This window comes from Dehalobacter restrictus DSM 9455 (assembly GCF_000512895.1).
In the GTDB taxonomy this organism is placed as follows: domain Bacteria; phylum Bacillota; class Desulfitobacteriia; order Desulfitobacteriales; family Syntrophobotulaceae; genus Dehalobacter; species Dehalobacter restrictus.
Genome location: NZ_CP007033.1, coordinates 261,648 through 288,514, shown reverse-complemented (window position 1 = coordinate 288,514; position 26,867 = coordinate 261,648). Strand labels below are relative to the sequence as shown.

20 protein-coding genes and 3 riboswitches are annotated in these 26,867 nt (G+C 46.2%); of the genes, 1 reads left to right on the top strand and 19 read right to left on the bottom strand.

Annotated features, from left to right (window positions below):
- Positions 1-53: 53 nt before the first annotated feature.
- The 19 genes from DEHRE_RS01425 to DEHRE_RS01325 all read right to left on the bottom strand — a co-directional run bounded on the left by DEHRE_RS01425 (position 54) and on the right by DEHRE_RS01325 (position 24,649).
- A complete protein-coding gene (locus DEHRE_RS01425; RefSeq protein WP_025205060.1) occupies positions 54-1,571 on the bottom strand; it encodes a protein O-GlcNAcase in 1,518 nt (505 codons plus the stop codon).
- Positions 1,572-2,170: 599 nt separating this feature from the next.
- On the bottom strand, positions 2,171-3,256 hold the full coding sequence (locus tag DEHRE_RS01420) for a tyrosine-type recombinase/integrase (RefSeq protein WP_025205058.1): 1,086 nt from the start codon (positions 3,254-3,256) through the stop codon (positions 2,171-2,173).
- The gene (locus DEHRE_RS01415) at positions 3,234-3,479 is read right to left on the bottom strand and encodes a helix-turn-helix domain-containing protein (protein WP_025205056.1); all 246 of its coding nucleotides are present in this window, start codon (positions 3,477-3,479) and stop codon (positions 3,234-3,236) included. Before DEHRE_RS01415 ends, DEHRE_RS01420 begins: the two co-directional genes overlap by 23 nt.
- A gap of 950 nt (positions 3,480-4,429) precedes the next feature.
- Positions 4,430-4,519: riboswitch (cyclic di-GMP riboswitch) on the bottom strand.
- 224 nt (positions 4,520-4,743) lie between these two features.
- Positions 4,744-5,478: an ABC transporter permease gene (locus DEHRE_RS01400; RefSeq protein ID WP_025205051.1), complete on the bottom strand. Its 735-nt coding sequence runs from the start codon at positions 5,476-5,478 to the stop codon at positions 4,744-4,746.
- Positions 5,478-6,317, bottom strand: coding sequence for an ABC transporter ATP-binding protein (locus DEHRE_RS01395; RefSeq protein WP_025205049.1), 840 nt, complete (start codon positions 6,315-6,317; stop codon positions 5,478-5,480). Before DEHRE_RS01395 ends, DEHRE_RS01400 begins: the two co-directional genes overlap by 1 nt.
- A gap of 56 nt (positions 6,318-6,373) precedes the next feature.
- The gene (locus DEHRE_RS01390) at positions 6,374-7,417 is read right to left on the bottom strand and encodes a radical SAM/SPASM domain-containing protein (protein ID WP_025205047.1); all 1,044 of its coding nucleotides are present in this window, start codon (positions 7,415-7,417) and stop codon (positions 6,374-6,376) included.
- A gap of 50 nt (positions 7,418-7,467) precedes the next feature.
- Positions 7,468-8,514, bottom strand: coding sequence for a magnesium chelatase ATPase subunit I (locus DEHRE_RS01385; RefSeq protein WP_025205045.1), 1,047 nt, complete (start codon positions 8,512-8,514; stop codon positions 7,468-7,470).
- Between the two features lie 25 nt (positions 8,515-8,539).
- On the bottom strand, positions 8,540-10,513 hold the full coding sequence (locus DEHRE_RS01380; RefSeq protein ID WP_025205042.1) for a VWA domain-containing protein: 1,974 nt from the start codon (positions 10,511-10,513) through the stop codon (positions 8,540-8,542).
- Between the two features lie 164 nt (positions 10,514-10,677).
- Positions 10,678-14,466: a cobaltochelatase subunit CobN gene (cobN, locus tag DEHRE_RS01375; protein WP_025205040.1), complete on the bottom strand. Its 3,789-nt coding sequence runs from the start codon at positions 14,464-14,466 to the stop codon at positions 10,678-10,680.
- Between the two features lie 12 nt (positions 14,467-14,478).
- Complete coding sequence (locus tag DEHRE_RS01370) at positions 14,479-15,693, bottom strand: ABC transporter substrate-binding protein (protein ID WP_025205038.1); 1,215 nt, start codon at positions 15,691-15,693, stop codon at positions 14,479-14,481.
- Between the two features lie 68 nt (positions 15,694-15,761).
- The gene (locus tag DEHRE_RS01365; protein ID WP_025205036.1) at positions 15,762-16,883 is read right to left on the bottom strand and encodes an adenosylcobinamide amidohydrolase; all 1,122 of its coding nucleotides are present in this window, start codon (positions 16,881-16,883) and stop codon (positions 15,762-15,764) included.
- A gap of 9 nt (positions 16,884-16,892) precedes the next feature.
- On the bottom strand, positions 16,893-18,107 hold the full coding sequence (locus tag DEHRE_RS01360) for an ABC transporter ATP-binding protein (protein ID WP_051408083.1): 1,215 nt from the start codon (positions 18,105-18,107) through the stop codon (positions 16,893-16,895).
- Complete coding sequence (locus tag DEHRE_RS01355; protein ID WP_025205033.1) at positions 18,104-19,132, bottom strand: FecCD family ABC transporter permease; 1,029 nt, start codon at positions 19,130-19,132, stop codon at positions 18,104-18,106. The genes DEHRE_RS01360 and DEHRE_RS01355 overlap by 4 nt, the downstream gene beginning before the upstream one ends.
- A gap of 60 nt (positions 19,133-19,192) precedes the next feature.
- The gene (locus tag DEHRE_RS01350; RefSeq protein ID WP_025205024.1) at positions 19,193-20,296 is read right to left on the bottom strand and encodes an adenosylcobinamide amidohydrolase; all 1,104 of its coding nucleotides are present in this window, start codon (positions 20,294-20,296) and stop codon (positions 19,193-19,195) included.
- A gap of 91 nt (positions 20,297-20,387) precedes the next feature.
- A complete protein-coding gene (locus DEHRE_RS01345) occupies positions 20,388-21,545 on the bottom strand; it encodes an ABC transporter substrate-binding protein (protein ID WP_025205023.1) in 1,158 nt (385 codons plus the stop codon).
- Between the two features lie 125 nt (positions 21,546-21,670).
- Positions 21,671-21,856, bottom strand: a riboswitch (cobalamin riboswitch).
- 89 nt (positions 21,857-21,945) lie between these two features.
- Positions 21,946-22,737: a cobalt ECF transporter T component CbiQ gene (cbiQ, locus tag DEHRE_RS01340; RefSeq protein ID WP_019226630.1), complete on the bottom strand. Its 792-nt coding sequence runs from the start codon at positions 22,735-22,737 to the stop codon at positions 21,946-21,948.
- Positions 22,738-22,809: 72 nt separating this feature from the next.
- Positions 22,810-23,139 (bottom strand): energy-coupling factor ABC transporter substrate-binding protein, encoded by a 330-nt coding sequence (locus DEHRE_RS01335; RefSeq protein ID WP_019226631.1) that lies wholly within the window; start codon positions 23,137-23,139, stop codon positions 22,810-22,812.
- A complete protein-coding gene (locus DEHRE_RS01330) occupies positions 23,136-23,888 on the bottom strand; it encodes an energy-coupling factor ABC transporter permease (protein ID WP_019226632.1) in 753 nt (250 codons plus the stop codon). Before DEHRE_RS01330 ends, DEHRE_RS01335 begins: the two co-directional genes overlap by 4 nt.
- Before the next feature lie 38 nt (positions 23,889-23,926).
- Positions 23,927-24,649, bottom strand: coding sequence for a precorrin-6A/cobalt-precorrin-6A reductase (locus DEHRE_RS01325; RefSeq protein WP_019226633.1), 723 nt, complete (start codon positions 24,647-24,649; stop codon positions 23,927-23,929).
- Between the two features lie 141 nt (positions 24,650-24,790).
- Positions 24,791-24,980, bottom strand: a riboswitch (cobalamin riboswitch).
- A 283-nt stretch (positions 24,981-25,263) separates the two neighbouring features.
- Here DEHRE_RS01325 and DEHRE_RS01320 point away from each other — a divergent pair.
- Positions 25,264-26,559: a helix-turn-helix domain-containing protein gene (locus DEHRE_RS01320; RefSeq protein ID WP_025205019.1), complete on the top strand. Its 1,296-nt coding sequence runs from the start codon at positions 25,264-25,266 to the stop codon at positions 26,557-26,559.
- Positions 26,560-26,867: the final 308 nt, after the last annotated feature.

Genomic DNA, 26,867 nt, shown 5'->3' with positions numbered 1-26,867 from the left:
TAGTGTTCCACACTTTCGATTTATTACTGGATCTTATCCATTTTTAGCAATTCCTAATTAGATTCGGCCTTATTAATAAATGATAGTACTTCCGATCCAATTTGTAAGTTGTTGTTTCGTAACTGTTGCAAGCTTGCTTGAAGTTGCTGCTTAGCCGTAAGCTTTTGCGGATCATTGTTCGATAAATCTAAATATACTAAAGCCTGTAGTCCCGCTTGCCCTTCTTCACCCAGTTTTACTGCCCATGGGCCAATTTCTGCCAAGAGCTGTTGGTTGGTTATCGTCTTCTTAAGATTATCGGGCAAAGCACTCAGTAATTGTAATTCTTTACGAAGTTCTAATTCACTAGGTCCATGCTGGCCTGATTGGTATTCTTGCCAAAAAGCGCCGGCTAATTTGGAAAACCCGGTATTGTCACCCGTATCAAGTGTGCTTTGGCTTGAATATTGACAAAATTTACGGAAGGCCAATGCATCGCCTATGCCAGACATGCTCTGGAGCGCTTCGTCCCAGGCTTGAAGCGGCTGGTACGTGCTGGGATTGTACAGATATTGGGAAACAGTATAAAGTGCGACTTTTGACGCTTCAGGTTGAAGCATGGGATTTGCTAACATGCCACTCGTGTATGCCGACAAATCCTCCGAACGATTGATCAATGGTCCCATAAATAGTTGTGGCGCTTTCTTTACTGCATAGGTATAGTCGTTGACCGGATAATTGTCCCAGATAAGAGGTTTCCTACCCAAAAGCCGCCGTACTTGGTCAGCTTCACTACTTGTAATGGATTTGTTTAAAACCCAAGACCCCGTCCAGATCACCTGTATAGAGGGATCTAGCTGTGACCGTATTGTAGTCCAATAGGCGCTGTCCTTAAGACCGTAGTAGTCTGTGGGAGCAAGCCAAAGCCTGAAACTTGAATCTTTTACAGTCTCATCCTCAAGCAATTTATTTGCTAAATCGATATGAGCCTTAGGATAATCAGAACCATACACTTGTTGGTCAGAACTTTTCAAGTAGTGTTGAACATCATCAAATGAAAGCATAAAAGTGTGAACTCCAATCGAACGCAACTGATCAATTTTGCTTTCAAGCAGTTGTACATCGGCTTTAGATGTAAAGGTAATGGAGTTGGCAACCATTGCTGAGGTCAATGTTTCACCAGGCAGCGGTGACGGGATACCAGGAGAAATAGAATAAACAAAATTAACTCCATTCGCTTTTGCACTTTGCACCAAACTCTTCATCTGCTGTAGTTGTCCAATTGGGTAGAGGTCTGACCAATTGGTCCGCTGATAAGGGTCATCCTTGGGAGCATAGACATACGTGTTTAAATGGTGTTGGCCAATAAAGGTAAGCATGTTGATTCTTTGCGCCATGGTCCAGGGGGTTCCGTAGAACCCCTCAATAACTCCGCGGATAGCAAAACTGTCTTCAGGTGGAGTTTGTTCATTTTCCTCTCCTGCCCGTGGCTGTTGATAATCTTTAATAGGCGTATTATAATAGGCGATGGCTGTAATGCCTAACCCAAATAGAAGTACTGTTAAAGAAAGCAAGACAATTTTCTTCTTCATGGCCAGTCACTCCTTTAATATTCCCTTACAAGTAAACCTTCCACGTATTGTTTATACTATATTTTATCCCAATTTAAGAACCTTATAACGATGCACCTATTTTATACGATTATCCCAAATAAAAAATAACCTCTCTTTATAGTTAATTGTTTTATAAATTAACTATAAAGGAGGCTATTTTTCAAAGTTGGGAATATAATGTTTTGTATTTTGAGTGTATTCTTTGTATTATAATTTAATTACTTGACCGTACTTAACCAAATCATATAGTCTTTTGTTTTGATGGGAAGTGAATCTACAAGGAATTCTGACCCTAAACCAACCTCTCCCGGCGGGAACTTGCCAGATTCGAATCCGGATTCGAATCTTAGTTATTCCCAAGCGGTCATCCAAGCTTAGCGCCTATAATGAACTACTAAAAATACTCGTAATAATAGTAAAAAACCTTGTAAATCCGCTAATATCAAGGATTACAAGGTTTTCTTGTTTTTAATTTTGGTGGGTTTGAGAGGACTCGAAGCTTTGAACGCAACCCTTAAACCGCTGGTATTATTCAATTTGCATGAATTGACTGGGTTTTTTGACTGGATTTTGGTAATTCACCGCAATACGTCTTCACAGTTACCTAGTCGTAAGGAATGGCCATAAACCGCGGCTGTCGTCGCCGGGGTTTGTCCTAAAAATTCTGCCACGGTTGTTAGTGAATAACCTTTGTCTAACAAGATCGACCCCACCCCATGTCTCAGGTCATGAATCCGGATATGATGCAGTCCGGCTTTTTTAAGGACACGTTCTTTCGCTCTGAATAAAACTTGATACCGTAACGGGTTGCCGTCTTCACTTAGGAAAATGAAATCGTTGTCGTTCGCTTTATTCAGCTTTTGCATAGATTCTTTATGAATTACCAATTCTTTTGTTGTTTCCACATCGAAGATAATCGTTCGTTCACTATTCAAGGTCTTTGTCTCTTTATTATCTTTTCTCGTTCTGGAATTCATGGCTTCTACGATTTTCATTTTCCCGTTCTCATGAGTCAGGTCTAAATTCTTCCACTTGCCGCCGATTACTTCCCCGACGCGTAAGCCGCCTACTCCTAGGATTCTAAGGGGCAAATAGTGTTTATATTCTTTAGCAGTATCGATGAAAATATTTAAGTTGCTTTGAGAATAAACATCTCTTTTGATCCTGGAGACCTTCGGGGGTTTTATATCTTTCATTAAATCCGGCTGAACCAAATCCCTCGAAGCTCCCCAAGCAAGAATTCTTTTTAATATCGAATAGTAATTCCTCACTGTTCTGACCTTTAGGATGCCGGCGTCAATTTTCCCGTCAAGAGTCTTTAATCTTTCTTCGATTATTTCTACATTCAATTCATAGAGCATCTGCCCTTCAACAAGCGGCTTTACTGCATTCGCTTGCCGCTTGTAAGTATCTTTGGTTGTATCCTCAATTTCTTTTCCTAATATATTGGCCCACTTGTCAATTAGATCTTCAACAGACAGCAATTTTCCTGAAGCAGACTTTAATTGTTTTTTTATTTGCTTTTTCAATTTATCATGATATCTGTTCGCTTGAGTCTCATTTCCATGATATGTTTCATAATGATAATCTTCTGCGCCGTCCTCCTTTCTCCCTAAATAAATTTGGATCTGCCAACAACTCTCACCGCGCTCTCTTACAGACATTTCTTGGCCTCCCCGCCTTTGGGGATTGGACAATCTGATTATAACCAAGAGTGTCCAAATCTTGTAGTTTGCAATTCTCCAAAGCACTGGCAGGAATCCTTATTCTTCTTTCCGACAAACGTAAATAATTAATTTGCTTTCGATTAATCAATTCATATATGTAATTTTTGCTTACCTTTAGAAGTTCAGCAACTTCAGGTACCGTATAAAATTTCTCGTCCATTTATAATTCCTTCCTATTTATATATTTGCAATTACAGGGGCACACCTTTGTGATAGATTAATACGTAAAAAATAAGCGTGCCCCTATAACTGCACCTCTGTTTTGGTTTTTCAATCACGATCTTATCCGGCAGACGGCGGTTAACCGTCTCATAGGAAATTCACCTCCCCGTCAACGACCGGGGCGCACTCTGGGACTTAACCTCGACTGCACGCAAGTATCATTATCCCGCCATATGTGTCATGGCCATAAATGCTACCAACATTTATTTATTGCATGGGTATTGATCGCTTCAACCTTACCTTCATCAACCCGATTAAGCATTATTGATCCTCTTATTGCAATCCTCAAGAATTACCGGACAGGTGATCTTTGCGTACCTGCAATCTGGCTTTCCTTTTACAGGACATATGGGGAACGTACCGGATAAAACACATATTCAATTTTCAAAGACCTCAAGGGGGTAGAACAACCAAAACAGAGGCGGAGAACGGCATACTGGGAAATATTCAAAGAAAACAGCAAAAACCAGTTTGTTCGCTATCCCTTTATTCTTCAATATCATCAGATCATAAAGAGATTGTTTTAATTTATTTAAAGTCGAAAAAGCGTTGTTTTTGTCAATAAGAAAACCGCAGCCTAATTTTTGCAAACTGCGGTTTTCCAGGTTATATTGTATTTTATTGTACAGCAGTTAGATTCCGTAATTTATCCTATAAAGATAAAAGTTAAATTTAATCCTGTACATATACTGTTTTAGCTCCTTTAACATAAATCCATTTTTTATCTGTCATCAACTTACTTACAAAAAAAAGTAAAGATAATAGCTTCGTGAGCATTGATAAATTGATCGAAATATGTCGATATTTTCTAATATTGTAATAATAGTAAATTGATTCCTTACAATGCATAAAAAAAACTGCCGTTAAAGGCAGGTTAGACAAAGTCTCTACGGCAGCCAGGCTACCATAGTACGAGTAAGTACCTTAGCCCCTGCGGCTTTGCGTCCCCATCTTTTGATGAGTTTGCCTTTAACGCAACTAATTTTTTGCTCTTTTACAGGCTTCTTGAACCTCGAGGCTCCACGAAAGATAATCTTCAAGAAATTCCGGATACTGTCCGAACATTATGTCCGGCAACTGACTGAAGATGAAATAAAGGTATTTGTAAGATGTTTTACCACGATTTTTAAACGCTGAAAAACGAGACTTATAACCAATAGGCAAGATATTCGTTATCATCGAATCGTTTTCTTCTGACTTTTTCATTCTACTTTTTTACAATAACACGCCCCAACAATAAAAAGCACAATGAAATAGCCTGCCAATACACCGAAATGCAGGGCCATCGCTGCGATCCCTTCTCCTGTGCTCCTTAGACCTATGCTGGTATGCGTAAGCGGCAGCACCTGGATGAAATACTTCAATACCAGGGGCATCTTCTCAATAGAAAAAAACGTCCCACAGAGAAATGACATCGGGGTAATCACGAAGTTGGAAAACTTGGCCATCCCACCGTGTGAGTTGATCATTAAACCTGCCAGAAAGCCGCCGGCAGAGAAAACAAAACAGTTCAGCAGTGTTATGAGGATAAAATAAGGCGACAAAGGAAGTCCTCCTGCAAAAACGGATACCAAAATGATAATCAAAAGTGCGGAGTACATGCCGTATAACGCTCCGGCAATAATTTTGCCCAGCGCAAATACCGTCATATTCACGGGCGCGACCATAAATTCCTCAAACGTTTTGTAATACATTCTGGCGATATTAATGGAGTTGGCGGCGTTGCTGAAGCTTACCAACATCGTACTCATGGCGATAATCCCCGGAATCACAAACTCCATATAGGAGCGCCCCTCTACCTGCATCCCGCTGCCTAATCCCCAGCCGAAAGCGATCAGATACAGTGTCGGTGAAACCATGGCGCCGATCGTTGTGCTCCAAAACTTTCTTTTAAATAAAACAAACTCCTGCCACAATATTCCGTATAAGGCAGCCATCAGGATTCCACCCTTCTATTGGTTAATTTCAGGAAAACATCCTCCAGATTGGACGGCCGGATATTGACGCTTCCCTCTAAAGCCGCTGCATAGGCGACAGCCTCTTCCCTTGTTTCAAAAAATTCTTCTTTGGTCTTACCATTAACAAAATTTTCAACGGCAAATTTACCAACTTTTTCAATCAATTTTTGGGGTGAATCCAATTCCACCAGGGCCCCGCCATTAATGAGTCCTACCCGGTCGCACAGCACCTCAGCTTCTTCAATGTAGTGCGTTGTTAAGAGCACGGTCAGCCCTCTGCTTTTCAGGCTTTTTAACAGGTCCCACATTTTCCTCCTGGCCGAGGCATCCAGTCCGACGGTAGGCTCATCCAGAAGCAAAATCTCCGGATTGTGCATCAACGCCCTGGCAATCATCAGTTTTCTTTTCATGCCGCCGGAATATTTGCCCACCAGGTCGTTTTTCCGTTTTGTCAGTTCCGTGAATTCCAGCAGTTCATCAATTCGTTCTTTCCTTAAGGCCTTAGACATGTTATAAAGCATCCCGTGAGCCTCAAGATTTTCCCAGGCGGTCATCTCATTCTCCAGATTATTATGCTGGGGGACAACGCCGATTTTGATCTTAACTGCAACCAGGTTCCGGTCCATGCTTTCGTTGTTAATGACAATGTCACCGGAAGTTTTAGGCGTCAGAGTGCTGATCATTCTGACCGTCGTGGTCTTTCCTGCTCCATTCGGCCCCAGCAGTCCAAAGAATTCCCCGTCTTCAATATCCAGGTTCAGCCCGTTAACCGCTGTCAGGTTTCCATATTTTTTAGTCAAGTTGATAAGACGTAACATGGGTATGCTCCTCTCAATTTATTTTCATAACGATTGCTTCCGAAATACCTAATATTTTATTTCAATAAACCGGAGGCAATATCAAAAGCCGATTTTTTTAAAACACAGTCTAATGTATCCTCTGCCTCATCCGCATTGACGATCAGTCTGGAGGGACAGCCTCCCGGACAGAAGGGGTGATAACAGCACGCCTCACACCGGCCCGCTCTTTGCTTGACTATGGCAATCGGTTTCAGTGGCGGATTCCCGATATTGCCCATATAAAAGTCGGGATTGTCGATCAGCGAGCCGCAGGGATAGCAGTCGCCATTGGGTAAGAAAACATAAGAGCGTCCACAGGAAGCATAGCAATATTCCTGAGTGCCAGCCGGAGAGGACAGGCGCTTCTTCGCTTCTTCGACCTCGCGGATCATAATCTTTCTGCCGAACTGTTGATAAATTGACTCCGATTTTTCAAAAAGGCGTCTTAACGCGGTGTTCAATTGTTCGCCTGTAGGCCTGCCCACCGCCCCGCTGTTTTCTTTGGCCCGTCCTGCGTTTCTCAGCAGATCAAAGCCAATACCGGCCACATTGCCAAGATACAGCGCAAAATCTGCAAGTTCCGGCAGCTTATCGACATTCTGCGCTGTCACCACGCTGTTCAAATTAAGCATGACCCCTGCTTTGGCTAAATGCTGAATGCCCTGAACGGTCTGCTGCGTTCCGCCTCTGATACTTTCATTCACCGCCGGAGGACCGTCCAGGCTCACGCCGACAGCCATTTTCATTTTTTTAATGCCGTTAGCGATTTCCTGATTGATGATGGTTCCATTTGTCTGCAGCTGCAGCGAGACGTCATAGCCGCGCTGGACAATATAGTCATATATTGTACAAACCAGGTCATAATTGAGCAAGGGCTCTCCGCCTGTTAACTGAAGCTTCACGGGCTGATCCGCAAAATAATCCAAGATTTTTACCGCCGTATCCGAATCCATGTTTTTTTGCTCTCCGGCAGCCGAGGCATAACAGTATTTGCACTGCAGGTTGCATTTGCTTGTGGTCCATAATACAATCAGGGTTCTTTCTTTCTTCATTGCTAACTTACCTTGTTCATTACTCATTAAGATTTATTCGTCCTTCTATTTTCCGGCATGTTATATTTTTTTGCTTTCTAAACGCACGGTTCCATGATTTTATTAATGATCTCTTCTATTGTATCGATACTCATCTGCGAATCATCAAAAGGCTTCCGCCGCATTCTATGCGGCAAAACATAGGCAGCCGCCTCTTTTAATTCTTCTTTGGTCACCTTATCTTTGCCATAGAAAGCAGCAATCGTCATAGAAGCCTTGATCATGACAATATCTGCCCGGTGCCCGTCAACGCCGAGTGCTATGGATATTTTCGCAGCCATTTCTAAAAGTTCATCCTCAAAGTTTACCCGGGGAAGCAGTGCGGTTGCCTTTTGAATTTTTTCCGCCAACGCCGACTGTTCGTGATCAAACGAGCGGCAAAAGGCTTCCGGGTCTTTTTCGTAAGCCAGCCTTCTCTTTATGACCTCCACTCTTTGGGCGGTGTCATTTTCCCCTGCAACATCGACAACGAGTCCAAAGCGATCCAAAAGCTGGGGTCTCAAATCCCCTTCTTCCGGATTCATGGTTCCAACCAAAGTAAATCTTGCCGGATGAGAAAAGGAGATGCCTTCTCTTTCGATGGTATTGATCCCCATTGCTGCCGAATCAAGCAGGATATCCACCACATGGTCATCCAATAAATTGACTTCGTCAACGTAAAGGATATTCCGGTTGGCTTGGGCCAGAATACCCGGTTCAAATTTCTTTTCTCCTTTTTTGATGGCATGCTCAATATCAAGTGTTCCGACGACCCGGTCTTCCGTGGCGCTGACGGGCAGATCAATGACTTTCATTTTTGTCGTGATACTCTTGATCGGTTGATCATTCTTCATCTTTTCCGCACATTCACTACAAACTTTATCCGACTGCAGCGGGTCGCAGGAAAATTGGCATCCTTCCGCCTGCGAACGTTCCGGCAGCATATCAGCCAGCGCCCGAACAGCCGTTGATTTGGCTGTTCCTTTTTCGCCGCGAATTAAGACCCCGCCTAAAAACGGATTAATCACATTCAGAATTAATGCCAATTTCATCTTTTCCTGGCCGACAATTGCTGTAAACGGGTACTTTTTAATCTCATTATTCATTCGTTATTCTCCTTTGCTTCAATCCCTAGATCGATAACGATACTGCCGCGACAAGATTTTGTGCCCGGAGGTCTTCAATAACAAAACTGTCCGCCTTCATGCTCTTGGCAATCTTCTCCGTCAGGTTCAACTTAATAAAGCTCTGGTCGGTGTCTATGACGACAGATTTGATTTTCTCCGCCCCAATCCTTTGGGCTGCGGCAACGGCTTCCTCAAAAGCATCCAATCCGCTTTCACTGTAGGTCGCCCTGCCGTCTGAGACCAAAACAATCACCGGAAGCGTGTCTTTGTCTTTTATTTTCGCCGCTTTAACAATTTCGTAGGCCAGGTTGAGCCCTGCGGCCAACGGTGTTCGGCCGCCGGTAGGAAGCGCAGCCATCCTTTTCTCCGCCAATTCCACACTTCGGGTGATTCCCAGAAGAAGCTCTGCCGAGCGGTTTTTGAACGCAATCATCCCGACTTTGTCTCTTTTCTGATACGCGTCATTGAGCAGAGAGAGGATTGCCCCCTTTACCGCTGCCATTCTTTTGTTCGCCCCCATGGAACCGCTGGCATCCACGACAAAGATAATGGTATTTCCTGTCCGCTTCTCGCGAACCTTCACCCGGATATCCGTTTTTTCGACAGCCACCGCTCTGCCGTTTTTTTCTCTGAAAACCTGGTATGGAGCTGCCGCCCGCAGCGTGGCGTCGAAAGCGAGATCATAGCTTTCGTCTCTGCCCGGATAACGATAGCGCACATACCTTCCCTGCTTTGATGATGTTTTGACCAGACTCCGCTTGCCGCTTCCCTTTTGGATGGTACGAATGCCGGCATCGGAGAGCCATCTGGAAACAATAAAGGATTCTTCCGGAATATCCAAGGTTTCAGACGGTCCTTCGGCGCCTTCCTGATCCTCATTTGGTTCCCTGTCATCTTGGTTTTGCTGCTCGGAAGACGGAGAGTCCTCCGATCCTTCATCCGGTCGGTCGTTGTCGTTTTGATCCTGTTTTTCCTGCTGCGCCTCATTGGAATCCGCCGGGTCCTGACTTTGATCCGGATTTTGATCCTGTTCCTGATTTTCGTTTTCTTCCTGGGTCTGTTCCTGATCTTCCTGTTCCTGCTCTTGTTCCTGTTCTTCCTGCTCCGGCTGAGAGTACGGCGGCTGTTCCTGCTTTTCTCTTGTCCGGTGAGGCAGGGCATATTGCGCTGCTTCTTTGATGTCTGAGATATTTAGGGCAATGCGGGAATCCATGGCTGCAATTGCCTTGGCCGTTTCCACAATCACCAATTCCGCCCGGTGACCGGCGCAATTACCTTCCCTGGCAATAGCAGCAGCCAATTGTATGGCATTTGCTGTTACTTCAATCCGGTTGATCGCTGCTTTTGCCCGCCGGATGTCAATACGCAGCTGTTCACTTTCTTCCTGCCACTTTTCGCAAAATGCCGCCGGGTCTTTTTCATATTCCACCCGCCGCCGGATGATTTCCGCCCTGATCCGGGTATCCTGCTCCCCGCTGACTTCGACATACAGGCCGAAACGGTCTAAAAATTGAGGACGCAGGCCCCCTTCTTCAGGATTCATACTGCCAACCAGAATAAACCGTGAGGGGTGCCGGTACGAGATTCCTTCCCTTTCGACGATATTCATCCCGGATGATGCCGACTCCAGCAGCGTTTTCACGATAGGATCGCTTAAAAGATTAACTTCATCCACATAAAGAACATTGCCGTGGGCATGCTGCAAAATACCGGCTTCAAAACGTTTTTCCCCGTATTTCACGGCATGTTCAAAGTTGATGTTGCCGCATAACCTGTCCTCAGTCACATTCAGCGGCAATTCCACCAGCCGGACATCCGGTGCAATGCAGCTGATTCCCCTGACAAGCGTGGATTTGGCCGTCCCTTTCTCGCCGCTGATCAGCACGCCGCCGATACTGGGATTGACCATATTCCAAATCAACGCCTTCTTCACGGCATCCTGGCCGACAACTGCCGCAAAAGGATAAATGTGAGCCAATTATTCCATCTCCTTCTACTGAACTTACTTAACCAACTTTTGATCAGTCTGCATGTCACAGTTCCGGCGTCAGCGAAGCAAGGAAGCGAAGCGCGGCCTTTTGTGTCATGGAAGACACAACGGCCGAAAGCGGAATTGTGGCATGCAGACAGGCCCGAAAAATTCTATCCCAGTTCCTCCAAGCTGCCTTCCATTTCCAGATAGATCTTTTTCAGTTTCTCCACACTTTCTTCCGGCGCATGCCACATGCCGCGCTGATTGGCTTCCAGCAAACGCTCGGCCATATTATGCAGGGCCCAGGGATTGACTTCCCGCATCCAGTCCGCCGTTTCCCGGTCAAACGCATAACGCTGGGCAATACAGTCGTACATCCAGTCATCAATTACATTGGTCGTCGCATCCCAGCCAAAGGTAATATCGACCATGGCCGAGATTTGTTTCGCCCCCCGGTAGCCATGCTTTTTCAATCCTTCGATCCACTTGGGATTATTGACCCGGGCCCGCATGACCCGTGACGCTTCTTCATGCAATGACAGCGTCTCTATATGATCGGTATCGGATGTGCTCGGGACATAGGCCGGTTTTTGGGAACCGCTGTGGGTGGTAATCGCCGCCACCATGCCGCCAAAATAATTGTAAAAGTCATCGCTGTCCAGCATGTCAAACTCCCGGGTAGACTCGTTTTTCACCGCAACATTGACTTTTTTCATCCGCAAGGCAAACACTTCCGGCAGTTTTTCCCCGTGCAGTTTCTTGCCGTAAGCATGACAGCCCCAGGTGGTATAAACTTTGCCCAGATCGGTGACGTCATTCCATTTTTTGCTTTCCACCACATTTTTGGTCCCGGCGCCATAAGCGCCCGGAGCATCTCCGAAGACTCTGATCAGCGAATATTCATAAGCCTGTTCCATCTCGATGCCTTGGGCGACCAGTTCGGCTACTTCTTCCTTGACATGTTTTTTAATGTAATTCTGCTCTTCCGGTTCATCAAGGGATGCGACTAAATTCACCGCGTCTTCTACCCGTTCGATCAAGTTGGGGAATGCGTCCCTGAACAATCCGGTAATTCTTAACGTCACATCGATGCGCGGCCGTCCCAGTTCTTCCAGGGGAATGGCTTCAATCCCGATGACCCGGTCCGTATTGCCCAGCCAGACAGGCCGTACCCCCAGCAAATAGTAGGTTTCCGCAATATCGTCCCCGTACGTCCGCATGGCTTCGGTGGCATAGACTAAAATTGAAGTACTTTCCGGGTATTTTCCCTCATCCCGGAGATACCGTTCCAACAGCTGGTCCGCTAAGGTCTGGCCAATCTCCCAGGATGACCGCGAGGGCATAGCTCCCGGATCAACGGAATAAAAATTGCGGCCTGTCGGGAGTATTCGAGCATTCCCTCTGGTCGGCGCTCCTGAAGGGCCGGGAGGTACAAATTTCCCGTTGACACCGCCGATAAAGCGGTCCAGTTCATCTGTAATCCGCATCACCCGCGGCTTAATGAAGGAACAGACAAAGTTCAGGCATTGTCTGAGCCTATCCGTACTGTTCATCTTACGGAAACTGTCCGTGCTTTCTGAACAGCTAACGCACTTCGCCTTAAACTGTTCAATCATTCCCTCCACTGCCTGAAGCTCATAATGATGTTTTTCCAATTCCAGAAAGATTTCTCTTCCCATTTCATCTGCTTCAGCCAGCAAAATCCCATAGGATTTTCCGTCTGCTGTCGGTGTCTCCGGCACTGCCAGCAGCATTTCAAAATCAAGACCCAGAAGATCGCATACGCCTTCCCGAAGTGACGGTGTGTTCCCGTTTCTGTTTCTTACCAACATCTTCAGCATATTCCGAAACCGGTCCTCTTCCGGGACCATGCCAAAAATATGAAACCCGTCATAAATATCACAGGCCTGCACCTTGCTGACCCAGGAATGCATCTGCTTTATGCAGCCGTCGATATCTTCTTCCAGCATCTCCGGGGTGAGACCGATATCATTGTTTAGATTGATCTTGACCGCCAGCTCCCGTATCTGCTTTTGAATGACCGGCAGTTTCTTCGGATCGGCGCTTTGGATATGGTAATATTGCTTCATCAGCTCGTCGACCTCGGCTAGTTCATCGTAAACGCCGCTTTCCATCATTGAAGGAACCATGTGATCCAGGATGGTTGCGTAGGTCCTTCTTTTCGCCTGCGTTCCCTCACCGGGAGCATTGATGATGTAGGCATACAAATGCGGAACCGTGCCGATGCAAATATCGCTGTAGCAATCTTTGGACAGCCCGACTTCCTTGCCGGGCAGCCATTCAATGGTGCCATGGGTACCCACGTGTATAATGACATCAGCTTGAAACACCTTTTCCACCCAGTTGTAAACGCCGATATACTGATGCGGGCACGGAATATCCGTACTGTGGTACATCTCTTCCGCTTTTTCCTCAAACGCCCGCGGCGGCTGCAGCCCGATAAAAATATTGCCGTTTAGAATGCCCGGAACCAGCAATTGTTCGTCGACCGCCATGAAATCGCCTACCGGTTCGCCCCAGTATTTGACCAGATTCTCTTTCACCCGGGGAATAAATTCATCATACCATCGTCCGTACTGCTCTTTTCTGACGGTGTCGATACTCTTTTCCAGCATGGTTTCCGGGGAGGACCACCGGCCGTCGTTGGTCAGTCCCGCGGTGATCCGGTCAATGATTTCTTTGCCGTCGGCAAAATGGTAATCCGTCTTAATGCCGCATTCTTCCAGCCGTCCGATCATCCGCTGCAGCGATACCAGGGTATCAAGCCCGGCAGCGCCGCCGATGTTGTCATTGCGGGGCGGATTATTATGCAGGATGATTGCGACTTTTTTCTCTGTGTTATCCTTGTATCGCAGTTTGGCCCAGTTGATTGCCAGGGTTGTAATACTTTCCACCCGCTCGGCAATCGGCTGCGCCTCTCTTTTTGGCCCCAACGCCGTTTCGACTGTTTCCGTCGTCGCGAACGGGAACGTGATGACCTGTCCGTCAAATTCCGGCTGGAAAACGCTCCAGCTCAATGACAGGCCGTCCAGCCCTTTGACCGAATGGTTCCATTCCTCAAAAGACTGCAATGTGGTCATGGCTTGAAAAACCGGAACCTGCAAAAGTTCAAAAATACTGCTTTCCCTCGGCTTGGACCCGTCACCCGGATCAGCCAGGATGGTCAGACTGAAGGCGGTGGTGTTAATGATCGAATCCACCAAAGGTTTTCCCTCAGACATCATGCAGCGCTCCAGAGCGGCTCTGATTCCCTCACAGCCCAGGTCTTGGTCCGGAAGCATATCCGAATAAACACACAAAGGATGCGCGCCTTGTTTTCTTATTTCCCGGATTAAGGCATCGACATGGACCAGATTATTCTTTTGAACCAGCAGGACATTGATAATGATGCCGATGACCGGCAGCCCGCTGTTTTTCACCTGTGTCAGGTATGCGTCTTCGTCTTCCGTATTCTCATCCGGATCATAGATCCCGCTCCATTTCGGGCAAACAGGCGCTTCCACAGGAACACCTGCTCCGGCGTACTGATTGCCCAGCCATTTGATTAAATTGACCGTATTCTTAAGCCCGCCGGATTGATAGTATTTATTGATCGTCTTAAAATCCTCCGGAAGGATGCTGCAATCCGGAAAAACTTCCGCATTCTCTTCTTCAATCGTGGTATAAACAAAAAGACGTTGTTTTTGCTTCAGACAGGTGAAGAGATTGAGAAAACTTTTGAAAAAAGATAATGACCCGTGAATTTTTATCAGGACAAAATCCGCGTTGCGACTGGCCTCGAGGCAGGCCGCAGCCTGCTCCTTGTCATTGTCGAGTTCCGTTGTATTAAATAAATGGATCTGAAATTGTCCCGGATATTGGCTGTCCAGTTCCGCTTGTGCTTCCCTGAATGTCAAAAAAGGCTCCATCGGTGTCAGAATCACAACAATATTGACCATGACTCTCCTCCCTTACTCCGCAACATCCGGCATCAGGATGAAGTTTTTAAACTGATAATCCGGATAAAGATCAGGATGAAAGATCGCCGCCAGTTCAATATATTTTTGGTCGATATTATGGTACGTACTCCAGTAACTATCCGTAATCTGCCAGACTTTTTTATCTTTGAAACAAGGCAGCTCAGCCAAGACCGGGGCCTGATCCGTGATGGATTTTATATCCGGCCCATATTTCGGCATCCCTCTGTTGAGGAAAATATCCGCTTCCGCCAGACGGTTGTAAAGCTCCTCAACGCTGATGCTCGTCACACCGTCCTGACCGGCGCCAATATCGTTAAAAATATATTCAGCGCCTGCGTCTCTGACCATTTGCGCACTTTTGGAGCCGCCGTTTTCCACATAGACTTTGCCCATACTGATGATTCCCCAGCCGACCTTCGGTTTCGGAGCGTCCTTGACCTTTTCTTTCATTTCGTCAATCCGGGCGATCGCCTGATCAAAGTAAATGTCTGCTTCTTTTTCCAGATTGTAAAAGGCCGCATAGAATTTCAGCCATTCCATCGTTCCCCGATAATCAAGCTCCGTACTCGACCCGTCGAACAAATAAGGAATCCCTGCCTGATTCAGCATTTCCATCAGTTTCTGCTGCTCTGTCCCCATTCCCTGGCTCGTAAAAACAAGTTTTGGATTTAAGGATTGAATAATTTCATGGTTATAGCTGGTACTTGTCGTGGTATTATCGCCGATATCCTTGATTTGCCCGCTCAGCATACGGTTCTTCATCGCATCAAAGTCCCAGTCTTCCGCTTTCATCCGAACGCCGACGATACTGTCAAACAGCATATCGTTATCAAACGCCCGCAGATAACCGACCTGTGTCGAACTGGAGTAGATCGCCTGACTTAAAGGCAGGGTGACTGTTGGTAATTCTTTGTATTCCGCAGGCGCCTGCTGTCCTTCCTGCAGGAGAAGCATTTGTCTCTTCTGGCCGTCGGTAACAAGTTTCATGCCGTCTTCCAGGTACGCAATGCTGAAGTTTTTGGCAAATTTCAAATTCATGCTGCTCCCGGCAGGATACATGGCTTTCACATCTTTAACACTGCCGATGGCGGCGGCTATACCGGAATCCATTTGCGCAGTCTCTTTGGCACACCCCAGGGGCATCACCAGCAAAGTTAGTACCATTGTTAAAATTAAAAAACATTGCAATTGAGATTTTCTTTTCATTATTATTTTTCTCCTTATAACTTAAATATGAAATACATTTCGTCTGAAAGCCCTACGGTCAACCCTCATTAATCTTCTTGATTCGTTTGAATTGCCGCTGCTGTTCCCCGGCAGACTGTCGTAACAAATGAATCCAGCATCGCTTGCACCCATTCTTTTTGATCCGCATTGGCACAGGCGGTCCATTCCGCTGTCGTCTTCCGGTGTTCGGCGAGATTCTGCAAGATAATTTTTCCGGAAAACTCAACTTCCTTTACTGAAAGCAATCCCCAAGACAATTGATCCAGCAAATGGACATAAAGTGACGTTAAGGAAACGATTTCATCCTGTGAATCCAGCACATGGATACGGCCGATTGCATCGGCCAGGCTCACTCCGGAACAGACCTCGCGGCACTTGTCGCCGAAGCTTTTTTCAGTGATGCCGTACCGTTTCAGTCTGGCCAGCATACTGTGCTGGCTCTCTCTGGTAAGGCCCATATGTTTCCCCAGCGATTCCCTGACTGCATCCATAACCATCCGGCCGATCAATTCCCCCAGTTTGCCGTGCTTCCCGGCATAGGTCAAGGTATTATCCGATTCCGCATTGGCAATAATCATCACATTGTCTGTTCCTGATCCGGTGGCAATTCCGGATGAATACAAACTTCCGGCCAGCAGTTCCTGCAGGACGGCGGTTTTAGCTTCTGTAGCTGTGACAATGCTGCGTGCCAGGCATCCGGGTGTCATATCGGCGTTGACAAAAACCATGATATTAATGGTTCCCGGCTTGAGACTAACGCTTTTCCCACGTTTTTCATAGCTTGTGGCTTTCTCTCCCACCCGTCCGCCGTTGACTTCCAGACTGGCTGTAGCAATGGCGGTAACGGTCAGCTCATCATAGGTTTCCGTTTTGACGGCAGCGCTGTCCATGGAGACAATGGTCGCCATATAGGCCACTGTGTCGTAATCCAGTCCCAGATCGTCGATCATAAACCGCTTGATTTTTTCTTCCTGTCCCGGTTTGCAATGTTCACATTCCCGGCCGGAACCCGGGTTGACATCCTGGTTATACACCGCCGTTAAATCTTCACGGTAGCCTCCGTTATGCATGGAGGTGCTCATGACCTTGCGCTTTCCTAAGAAAGGTACCACCAGGCAGCGGTTATACTTGTAAACTTGATCTCCCGTAGCAAGTCGGGCAATGATCATAATAATGCCTCACACCCTTTCCATTGTTTTTTTGTCTTCAATGCATTTGGTAACTTCCGCCGCTTTCGAGCAATAGCGGATTTTATCCGTCCACTCCCCGTAACGCTTGAATGCATGTTCTTTCGGGAACAAGGAGAATACGGTTTTCCCCATTTTCACCGCTTCAATCACCAGGTCCATATTGCGCTGATTGATGCTTCCTACCGGAAAACCTGTATCAATCATATAATCCACGGTTTTCATAATCTCCCTGGCCTGATGATATTTATCTTCATGGATGGCGTTAAAAGCCTCTTCCTCAATAATTTCACAACCTAAGGCCTTACCGATATGGATATCAATATCATTGCTGTGCAGCACCCCGCAGCACATTCCGTATCCGGCCCGGGAAAGCGCACGATACACGCCTGCGCCCGTTCCATTCCCCCCTGCAATAAAAATCTCGGGATACTGACGGCTGAAAAATTCCAGGCTTCCCAGCAATTCATTGTATTGCGCCCCTTCAATCTCATACAACGATTGAATCGTTCCGGCCTTGATGATTTCCTCAGGCGTACCCTGGGCTGCAATTTTTCCGTCCTGGATCAGCAGGATGGTTTCACAGCCTTTAATGGCCAGATCAATGTCATGGAGCGAGAGCACGACCGTTATGCCTTTTTCCAGGCATAACCTGCGCAGGATACTGATGACTTCAACTTTATGTTTGACATCCAGGTGGCTTGTTGGTTCGTCGAGAACAATCAGCTCCGGCTGCTGGATCAAGGCGCGGGCAATCATCACTTTTTGTTTTTCACCGTCACTGAGTTCAGCGTAATATCTGTCCCTCAAATGGACGGCATTTACCGCCTGCAGGGCTTCCTGAATAATTCCTTTGTCCTCGTCCGACAATTTGCCGATCAGGTTGGTATGCGGAAAGCGTCCCATAGCTGCAATTTCAAAAACGGTAAGCAGACCTAACGATACCTGTTCTGTCAAGACTACAGCTAACTTTTTCGCCAATTCTGGTTTTTTAATGCTTTTTAAATCACTGCCGTTGATATACACTGTCCCGCTGACAGGCGCAAGAAGCCCGGACAGCGTTCTCAGGATGGTGGATTTTCCGGCTCCGTTGGGACCAAGCAGGCAAATTAGCTGTCCCTTGATGCCCCGGAGGTCGACATTTTCCACCACCACCGTTTTTTCATATCCGACATCCATTTTCTCAGCAAGAATCACATTATTCACAGTTCACTCCCCTTTCTAAGCAGCAGATAGACAACAATCGGCGCGCCAATCAACGAAGTAATCGCGCTCAGCGGCAATTCTGTCGGTGCCATCAGCATCCGCGCTCCCAAATCACAAATTCCGGTCATTAACGCGCCTGCCAGGATAACACCCGGAAGCAAAACACGGTTGTCGGAAGTACCAAAAGAAATTCTCACCATATGGGGGACCGCCAGACCCACAAAGGAAACCGGGCCGGCAAACGCCGTGATTACCGCGGTCAGTACGCTGGAAATCAGGATAACCAGCATCCGGAACCGTTTGATGTTCAACCCCATCGATAAGGCGTATTTTTCTCCGAAAAGCATCGCGTTCAGCGGTTTGCAAATCAATAAGGACATCAGCAGGAACGGAACACCGATCAGATACAGACACTCCACCTGCGTCCAGGAAAAACCGGAAAAGCTCCCCAGCGTCCACATCATAAACGCATGAATTTTTTCTTTATCGGCAAACGCTGTCAGCATACTGGTCATTGCACTGCAGATAAATCCCGCCATTAACCCGATAATTAACAGTGTGGTGATATTCCTGACTTTTTTGGCGGCTAATACCACAACCAGCATGACGACCATCGCACCGAGAAACGCGCCGCCGAACAGAAACATCGGCGTCATATGCGTCATGCCGAAAGTATATCCCCCTAAGACCACGAGGCCCACAAACAGACTGGCGCCCGATGAGATGCCAAGCACGTAGGGTTCTACGATCGGGTTCCTGAAGAAGATTTGCAGCAAAAGTCCTGCCACCGCGAGGCAAGCGCCACCGACTAGCGTTGCCAACGCCCTTGGCAGACGGATGTTCATGACAATCGATGCATAGGTGTCATTCCCGGTTTCATGTCCCGTCAATATTTTGATAATATGTTCCAGGCTGATGTTTACAGAACCGGCTGAAATATTCAATAGAAACACCATTGTTGCCAGCAGCGCCAGTATAATAATAAAAAACACATGCATTTTCAATTTCAGTCTTTGTTGATCCATTTTTTCTCCCCTACTTATTGTGCTTGCCGGAAACATGTACATTGATCCCGGTAAGTACCATTAATCCGAGCATACTGTGGTGATTCTTGCCGTCAGATCCGCGAAATTTTCCAGCATTCCGGTTATTGTCTCCTCAGCGGATTGCCAGCAATAAGTATATTCAACGTCGAGCCCGTACTTTTGTCTTATTCTGTCGGCAATAGCCTTGCCTTCCTGTGCTGCACGCCCGGGAGAGATCAGCTCCCAATCCGCTTGGTCCATCAGGTGGACATACAGCGAGGTCAGGGCGACAAGTTCCTCTTCTCTGTCCAGGATTTCCAGTTGCTGAATAAATAAGGGTTTGACCAATGCTTTTTCTCCCAAGTCACAATGCTTGTTCCAGATACTATCTTCCGTGATGCCAAAGCGTTTCAAGCGTCGCAGCATACTGTGCTGGCTTTTTGGACATAAACCGGTCTGCAAAAACAGCGCCTCTTTGACGGCCGGCTTCACCGCTAAGCCGATCAGTTCACCCAGCTTGCTGTGTTTGCCCGCATAGGTCAGTTTTAAATCGGATTGGCTGTTGGCAATGATAATCGTACCGTCTGTTCCTGAACCTGTCGCTAACCCCCGGGAGTAATTGCTTCCCGCCATCAGCTCCTGCAAGGCGGCCGTTTTGGCCTCCGTGCAGGTTACCAAAGCGCGGGTCAACGTACCTGGGAGTAAATCCGCATCGATATTCAGGATAATATTGATGGTTCCTTCCTTTGTCATGACGGTTTTGCCCTGAGCTTCATGGTAAGATGCCGGGTCTCCGACCCTCCCGCCGTTGACTTCCACTCCTCCGGTGACAATGGCGGTCACCGTGAGATTATCATAAGAAACCGTTTTGATCGAAACATTATCCATCGACGCGGCGGTGGAAATGCCCGTCACCGTTTCCGGATCGAGGCCGATCTCTGCGGCAAGCAGCTTCAGGTCGTTCAGGTAGGAATCTGTCCTAAGCGAGCAGGTCATCCCTTCTCCCGGATTGGAATCGTGGTTGAAGGCCGCTTTGAGCTTTTCGCTGTATCCTCCGTTTAGAACGGAGGTGCTTAGCACCTTGCGGTCCTCTTGGAACGGAATGATGATGCTCTTTTGATACCTGTGGACTTCATCCCCAGTCGATAAAGTATGAATTTTCATTTTTTCCTCCGCTGTACATGTTATGATTGCACCGCTCAAACAAGTCTTGCAGTCAAAACAAGGTTGGTTTGACACGCTTTTGTTCCATGTTCTATTTTCCCGGCAGCTGTTGGAACATGACAAGTTTCCATTCCGGGTAAAGTCCTTCATGGAAGAGCGAGGCCATATCTTTCACGCCTTCAATCGTTTTGTTAATCGACATGTAGTACCAAGGAGCGAAGCAATACACTTTTCCGTTCTTGACAGCTTTAAAATCTTTTAATAACGGTTCGGCCTTTAGCAGGCTCTCGACGGAGGGCATATAGGCAACCATTGAGGAATAAATAAATACGTCCGCATCCTTGCCTTTCTCATAGAATTCTTCCATGGAAATTTGGGAACTGCCGGTTTTATCCGGGTTAACATTCGCAAATACATAATCTCCCCCGGCTTCCTTTATTTGTTTTGCCACATAGGATCCGCCGTCGGTAATATACACCTTGCCATCGTAGACCATGCCATAGACAACTTTTGGACTCGGCTTATCTTTAACGGCAGCTGTGATTTCCTGCAGCATCGCCGCTTTCTCTTCAATAAAGCCGGCGGCTTTCTGGTCCTTGTTGTAGAACGCGCCTAAAAATTTCAGCCATTCCAGACGTCCCATATCCGTAGGTTCCGTATAATCATTGACGACCACGCAGGGGATATGAAGTTCCTTCATTTTGGCGAGCGTTTTCTGCAGTCCGTAATCTCCGGTATAGACAAAGACCATATCGGGGTTCAGTGCTTGGATCTTTTCAAAATCCGGATCTGCCATGCCCCCTGTGCCGACATATTGAATCGTTCCATTCTCCATGCGCGTTTTCACTTCATCAACATACCATTCTGCTGTATCTGTAGTGACGGCGGCAATACTGTCCCAGTCCTTGTCTGAGAATATTGCCTGAAGCAAGCCTACCTGTGTGGTCGAACAGTAAACTACCTTTTTCAGCGGTGTATTGATAACCGTCGCCCCTGCGGCCTCCGGTATTTTAGGTGTCTTCACTCCTTCCGGCACCAGCAGGAACTGATTGTTTTCCGCATCCGTCAACAGCTTGATATTGTTGCCATAATCAGCAATCTTAAATGCGTTTGTATAACTTAAACTGACCTCTTTGCCGGTTAAGGGCTTATTGCTTTCCTGGCTTCCGGCGGAACAGCCTGCCACTATCAGCGAACAAATCATAATCAGTATGACGACAATAAAAAAATTCTTTTGATACTTAATCATGAAAATTCCTCCATCTTTATCCTTTAACAAAAACACCTCTCAACTTCACGTCAAGAGGTGTCAACAATATATTTAGTAAAATATATGATGTTTAACATACAGCACCTCCTCTGTCTTTCGCAGAGTTGAAGTAAACTACTCAGGCAGGTCTTCTGACTCCGGATCATCAATGTTTCACGCCTTCCCGGAATAAACCAGTGGCATTCATGAAACATTTCCCCATTACAGCGGCGGGACCGTGCAGGATTTGCACCTGCTTCCCTTTTCAACCAAAATCCTCGGACTTTGGTACCTGAGCTTTGTCAGTATTCAGTTAGTTAGAACATGTAATGACTTTTTATTTCAGTATTTTCATCAAGTGTCCGATGCGCGGAAGCCTCAAATGGACATTCCGAATTCATCAAAGCAATCCCCCTATATACTGCCTTCCCAACAATACGGAACCGATCAAAATCATATTTATCAATACTGCTGGTAAGAAACCCTGCCAAGAGAAAGGAGCCAGTTCTTCCAATACTTCAATATCCCCGTCATATCCCCTGGCTTCCATCGCCGTAAAAATCTCATCCGAGCGTTTGTAGGCCCGGATAAAAAGAGTTGATGCCAGAGCCCCCAACGAATGATACCCCGCTTTCAGGCTGGAATAACCTAAGCGGGAATTTTGAGCCGTATACATTGTCTCCGCTGTTTCCATCAATACAAAAATAAACCGATAAATTAAACTCATCAATTCCACCAGAATTTTAGGACATTTCAGCTTCCGCAGTACAGATAGGAGGTCAACCATCGGCGTATTCAGGGACAAATAATATAAGCAGGATACCGCTCCTAAGGCCCTGAAGAATAGCTGTGCGGCTGTCTCTATACCGATTTTAGAAAATCCTAAAAATGTACCGAACACCGGCACAGACATAACAAACTGCTGGGGATCATTTGAGATTTGAAAGGCTATCATAAGCACTCCCAAGATTAAGAATGACATCGGCAGGAGCATCAGTTTAAGAAAAAAGCGGAGCGGGATCCCACCCTTCCTGACGGACAACCACGTCATGATCAGTAAAACTACAAGCGAGAGCAGGATGGAATTCCCCCAAAGACAGACACCCAGGGTCAACAAAGCAAAGGCAACTTTTTCCATCGGATTTTTACGTTTCAGTTTTGAAGCATAGGCGTAATTGTCAATATTTATCATGCTTTTTTCCTTATTTCATACGAATTTTGCTTATATTCTTACGCAGAATACTCATACTTTACGATGTTGCCACTAAGCTTTATTTCTGTTCTCTTCTTTTTTACTGCGCCCTTTCAGGTAACCCAGTCCATAAAAGAGAATGCCGGAACCTAACGCTGCTTGCAGAGCAAACAACAAGCTTTCAATTTCACCGCTGGGAGGCTCAAAAATTGAAGAAAACCAGGGGTTGTATTCAGGGTTAATCTCGGTAATCGCAGTTTCGGCTTGGCCATCCGCTCCGCCGAATTCCGCATCTTTAGCGATAATAAGCGGAATGACAGCCAGCAGGATAACAATAACAATCAAGATAAGATTGGTAGTAATTCTTTTTTTATTGCCCTGTTTATCATAAGTATTATTCATCGTGCGGCCCCCTTGGAAAATATTTTTAAGGATTGAAGTTCATCGCCTTTAAGGTAATTCATAATTGCATTGAAGATAATCACAGTCAGTATTCCTTCACTGATTGCCAAGGGGATTTGGGTAACAGCAAAAATACCCAAAAATTTAGCTGCAGAAACTGTAATCCCTCCCGTTGGGTCAGGAAAAGCAAGTGCCAGCTGAATTGATGTTGTAATATAGGTAGCTAAATCCCCAAGTGTTGCCGCTAAGAAGATTGCCAGTGACCGGGGTCCTTTTGCTTTGAGCACAATAAGATAAACAGCAAAGGCTACAAACGGACCAACAACCGCCATGGAAAATGTATTCGCTCCCAGAGTCGTAAGCCCTCCATGGGCCAGCAAAATAGCCTGGAATAATAAAACAATGATGCCAAGGATACTCATGATCGCCGGACCGAATAAAATTGCGCCTAACCCTGTTCCGGTGGGATGTGAACAGCTTCCGGTAACGGAGGGTATTTTCAGAGAGGATAAGACAAAGACAAACGCACCGGCCATCGCCAGCAGTAACTTCACTTTTGAAGATTCTGTCGTCAACTTACGCAGGGAATACAAACCATAAGCTAAAAACGGGATTGTCAGGACACCCCAGGAAATACACCAAACCGGGGGCAAAAAACCTTCCATAATATGCATGGCGAAAACGTTTTGAGGCAATAAGATCAGCATCAACGTAATGCTTGCGATCATCATTATTCTTTTACTATTCATTAGCGTCACCTTTCTTTTTATCCAAAATTTTTAATGAATTATTTTAAAATATTCTCATCAATCCATGTTATTAATTCGTCAATATTATTCATGATTAAACCATAGCCAGCTTTATTTTTCCGTATCAGCAGAATTTCTAACCCCAATTCTAAAGCTGACGATATTTTTGTATCCGTTCCGCCGGCAAGCCCGCTATCCTTTGTCAAAACGATGTCCGCTCCGTAAAACTTAAACAGTGCTTTATTAATATCTTTGGAAAAAGGACCTTGCATGGCCAGGATGTCCCGGGGATGAATGCCTAAATCCTGACATTTCTGCACCAGACAGCCTTCGGGAAGAACGCGGACAATGAAACGGGCCATACCGGCAAAGGGGCTATGCACAATACTTTCCAGTTGATGACTGCCGGTAGTGATAAAAACTTTTACCTGCCGTTCTTTCTTCTGGTATAATGTGCTAATGCGCTCATTCAGACAAAGCAGCGCTTCCTCCCAATTACATGCCTGAGAAATTAAGGGACTATCCGGAATATTGGTTTCAGGCCTTTCTAGCCTAAGATAAGGGACTCCGGATTGTTTGCAAAATTGACTTAGCGAAACAAACTTATCACTGGAAGGATGGCTGATATCGACAATAACAGAAGGCAGCGTCAGGTTGTCTTTGCCAATCCAAGCCGACTTCTTGATGAAGTTGATCCCCCTGTTTTGGAGATGTTCACTAATCTCACGAGCTGCAGGCGTTTCTCCCAGAAGGATGATCATTTTAACCTCCATAGCTAATAACAAAATCCGAAAAACAAAAAAACTCTTTACCATGAAAGGGTAAAGAGTCTAACCTGTATCAAAAAACGGTAAGAATCCAGAAAACACAGAGTATTCACCTCCCTAACATCCCGTAGGTTGCCGTAGCGGCTGGCAAGAGCAGGTTTCCTGGCTCAAGATCATCATCGACTCACGTCTTCCCAGGCAAATCCCAGTGACATTTTTGTGGATCGACTCCCTCGTACAGTGGCGGGTACCGCGTCAGCATTCACTGACTTCCCTTTTCAGTTCTTGCCCTCGGGCAAGAATCGCTCATTACCACATATTCAATTTTTCTATTATTATATCTTATAAAAGAGCTTATGTCACGAACAAATTTGGACTTATTGTTTGAAGTCCTTAAAACCTCAATTGACTTTGTAAATGCAACCTATACATTACTGGGTGATTGCATTTAAATCTTCAAACAGGATAGTGGCATTAAGTCTTACAATCGAAAGTCTCCTTTTTCTTCACTCCCCCATGGGGGAGTGATTGCATTTAGTCTGGCAATATTCCGACAAGAACTTTAGGATGTGTTCTGCGGGAATCTTTGAGTCAAAGGAGAATTTACCATGGCAAAAAACAAGCATCTCACTGATTCGGAGCGTCTACAAATTGAGCAGCTACTGCGAGAGGGCGTATCTCTTAAGCGGATTGCCGTCACCCTTGAAAAAAGCGCATCCACCATTTCCCGTGAAATTCGCGCCCGCGCCATTGAAAGCAATAAATATGCGCCATACCGTATCCATAACCGCTGCGCCAATCTCAATGTCTGCCAAAAAATGCAGATCTGCTCCGACAAGCCTAATTGCACAAGAAAGTGTTCCCGCTGTAATTACTGCAATGCCGTATGCGAGGAATTCGAGGAGCGACGCTGCCACAGGCTTTATGATCCACCGTATGTCTGCAACGGTTGTCTTGAAGCTTACCAGTGTGTCCTACGGAAAAAGTATTACCTCCACAGAAATGCTCATGAGGCATACCGAGAGATGCTGGTGGAATCCCGCTCCGGTGCAAATATTACCGAGGATGAACTGCTCTACCTTGACGAATGGATCAGTCCCCTCATCCAGCGTGGGCAATCTGTTCATCACATCGCAGTCCACAATGCCGACAGGCTTATCGTCAGTGAGAAATCCATCTACCGCTATGTTTCCGGCGGACTCTTTAAGGCGAGAAACATTGACATGCCCCGGGTCTGCCGCCTTAAGCCCAGAAAAACCAAAACGGTGGAGCATAAAATCGACAGCACCTGCAGGCTTGGCCGCACCTACGCCGACTTCCTGGCCTTTACGGAAGCATCAGACGCTCCGGTCGTTGAGATAGATTCAGTTATCGGGCGTGTCGGTGGAAAGGTCCTGCTCACGATGATGTTCAAGTCCTGTGACTTGATGCTGGCCTTCATCAGGGAACGCAATACCTCCCAGTCCGTTATCGACGTCTTCAACTGCCTAGACGAAACTCTTAGCAGAGAGGTGTTCAGCCGCCTTCTTTCCGTTTGCCTCACTGACAACGGTTCAGAGTTTTCAAACCCGAAAGCTTTGGAGTATGATGCACAGGGCCGCCGCAGGACGCGGCTGTACTACTGCGACCCATTCGCATCATACCAGAAGCCCAACGTGGAGTTGAACCACGAGTTCATTAGGAAAATATTGCCCAAAGGCACATCGTTTGACGCCCTGTGCCAAGGGGATATTGACCTTATGATGTCGCATATCAACTCCTATTCCAGGGAGAAACTGGGCGACAAATCGCCGTTGGATGTGTTTAGTTTCATCTACGGGTACGATGATGTCCTTAAAAACCTGGGAATCAGCAGGATTCCTGCTAATAAAATCCTGCTGAAGCCGTCGCTTTTGAAAAAATAATTTCAGTATCATTTAACCCGCAGAACACATCCATACCGATCCTGATCAAGGGGACGCGGTTACTCTGTCCGAAAAACGATTTCCGGGTACCCCTTTTATTAGTATACTCTTTTTTAGAACTCGGCTGGCAGATTTTCACTCCATATAATCTGAATCGGCTATTTTTAACAGGTACTATACCTGTTATTCCCAGTATTTTGACAGACTCAATGAAACCCCACTATATTTACTCTGTCAAAGGTTGCATTTACTTTGACCGCTCACCGAAGTCCTTAAAATCCTTAAAATTTATTCGTATCACTAGCTCA

Coding starts and splice junctions, on each gene's coding strand:
- DEHRE_RS01345 (WP_025205023.1), bottom strand. CDS start 21,545: ATGATTAAGTATCAAAAGAATTTTTTTATTGTCGTCATACTGATTATG.
- DEHRE_RS01350 (WP_025205024.1), bottom strand. CDS start 20,296: ATGAAAATTCATACTTTATCGACTGGGGATGAAGTCCACAGGTATCAA.
- DEHRE_RS01400 (WP_025205051.1), bottom strand. CDS start 5,478: ATGGCTGCCTTATACGGAATATTGTGGCAGGAGTTTGTTTTATTTAAA.
- DEHRE_RS01370 (WP_025205038.1), bottom strand. CDS start 15,693: ATGAAAAGAAAATCTCAATTGCAATGTTTTTTAATTTTAACAATGGTA.
- DEHRE_RS01395 (WP_025205049.1), bottom strand. CDS start 6,317: ATGTTACGTCTTATCAACTTGACTAAAAAATATGGAAACCTGACAGCG.
- DEHRE_RS01325 (WP_019226633.1), bottom strand. CDS start 24,649: ATGATCATCCTTCTGGGAGAAACGCCTGCAGCTCGTGAGATTAGTGAA.
- DEHRE_RS01330 (WP_019226632.1), bottom strand. CDS start 23,888: ATGAATAGTAAAAGAATAATGATGATCGCAAGCATTACGTTGATGCTG.
- DEHRE_RS01365 (WP_025205036.1), bottom strand. CDS start 16,883: ATGATCATTGCCCGACTTGCTACGGGAGATCAAGTTTACAAGTATAAC.
- cobN (WP_025205040.1), bottom strand. CDS start 14,466: ATGGTCAATATTGTTGTGATTCTGACACCGATGGAGCCTTTTTTGACA.
- DEHRE_RS01385 (WP_025205045.1), bottom strand. CDS start 8,514: ATGAATAATGAGATTAAAAAGTACCCGTTTACAGCAATTGTCGGCCAG.
- DEHRE_RS01335 (WP_019226631.1), bottom strand. CDS start 23,139: ATGAATAATACTTATGATAAACAGGGCAATAAAAAAAGAATTACTACC.
- DEHRE_RS01420 (WP_025205058.1), bottom strand. CDS start 3,256: ATGTCTGTAAGAGAGCGCGGTGAGAGTTGTTGGCAGATCCAAATTTAT.
- DEHRE_RS01415 (WP_025205056.1), bottom strand. CDS start 3,479: ATGGACGAGAAATTTTATACGGTACCTGAAGTTGCTGAACTTCTAAAG.
- cbiQ (WP_019226630.1), bottom strand. CDS start 22,737: ATGATAAATATTGACAATTACGCCTATGCTTCAAAACTGAAACGTAAA.
- DEHRE_RS01355 (WP_025205033.1), bottom strand. CDS start 19,132: ATGGATCAACAAAGACTGAAATTGAAAATGCATGTGTTTTTTATTATT.
- DEHRE_RS01320 (WP_025205019.1), top strand. CDS start 25,264: ATGGCAAAAAACAAGCATCTCACTGATTCGGAGCGTCTACAAATTGAG.
- DEHRE_RS01390 (WP_025205047.1), bottom strand. CDS start 7,417: ATGAGTAATGAACAAGGTAAGTTAGCAATGAAGAAAGAAAGAACCCTG.
- DEHRE_RS01425 (WP_025205060.1), bottom strand. CDS start 1,571: ATGAAGAAGAAAATTGTCTTGCTTTCTTTAACAGTACTTCTATTTGGG.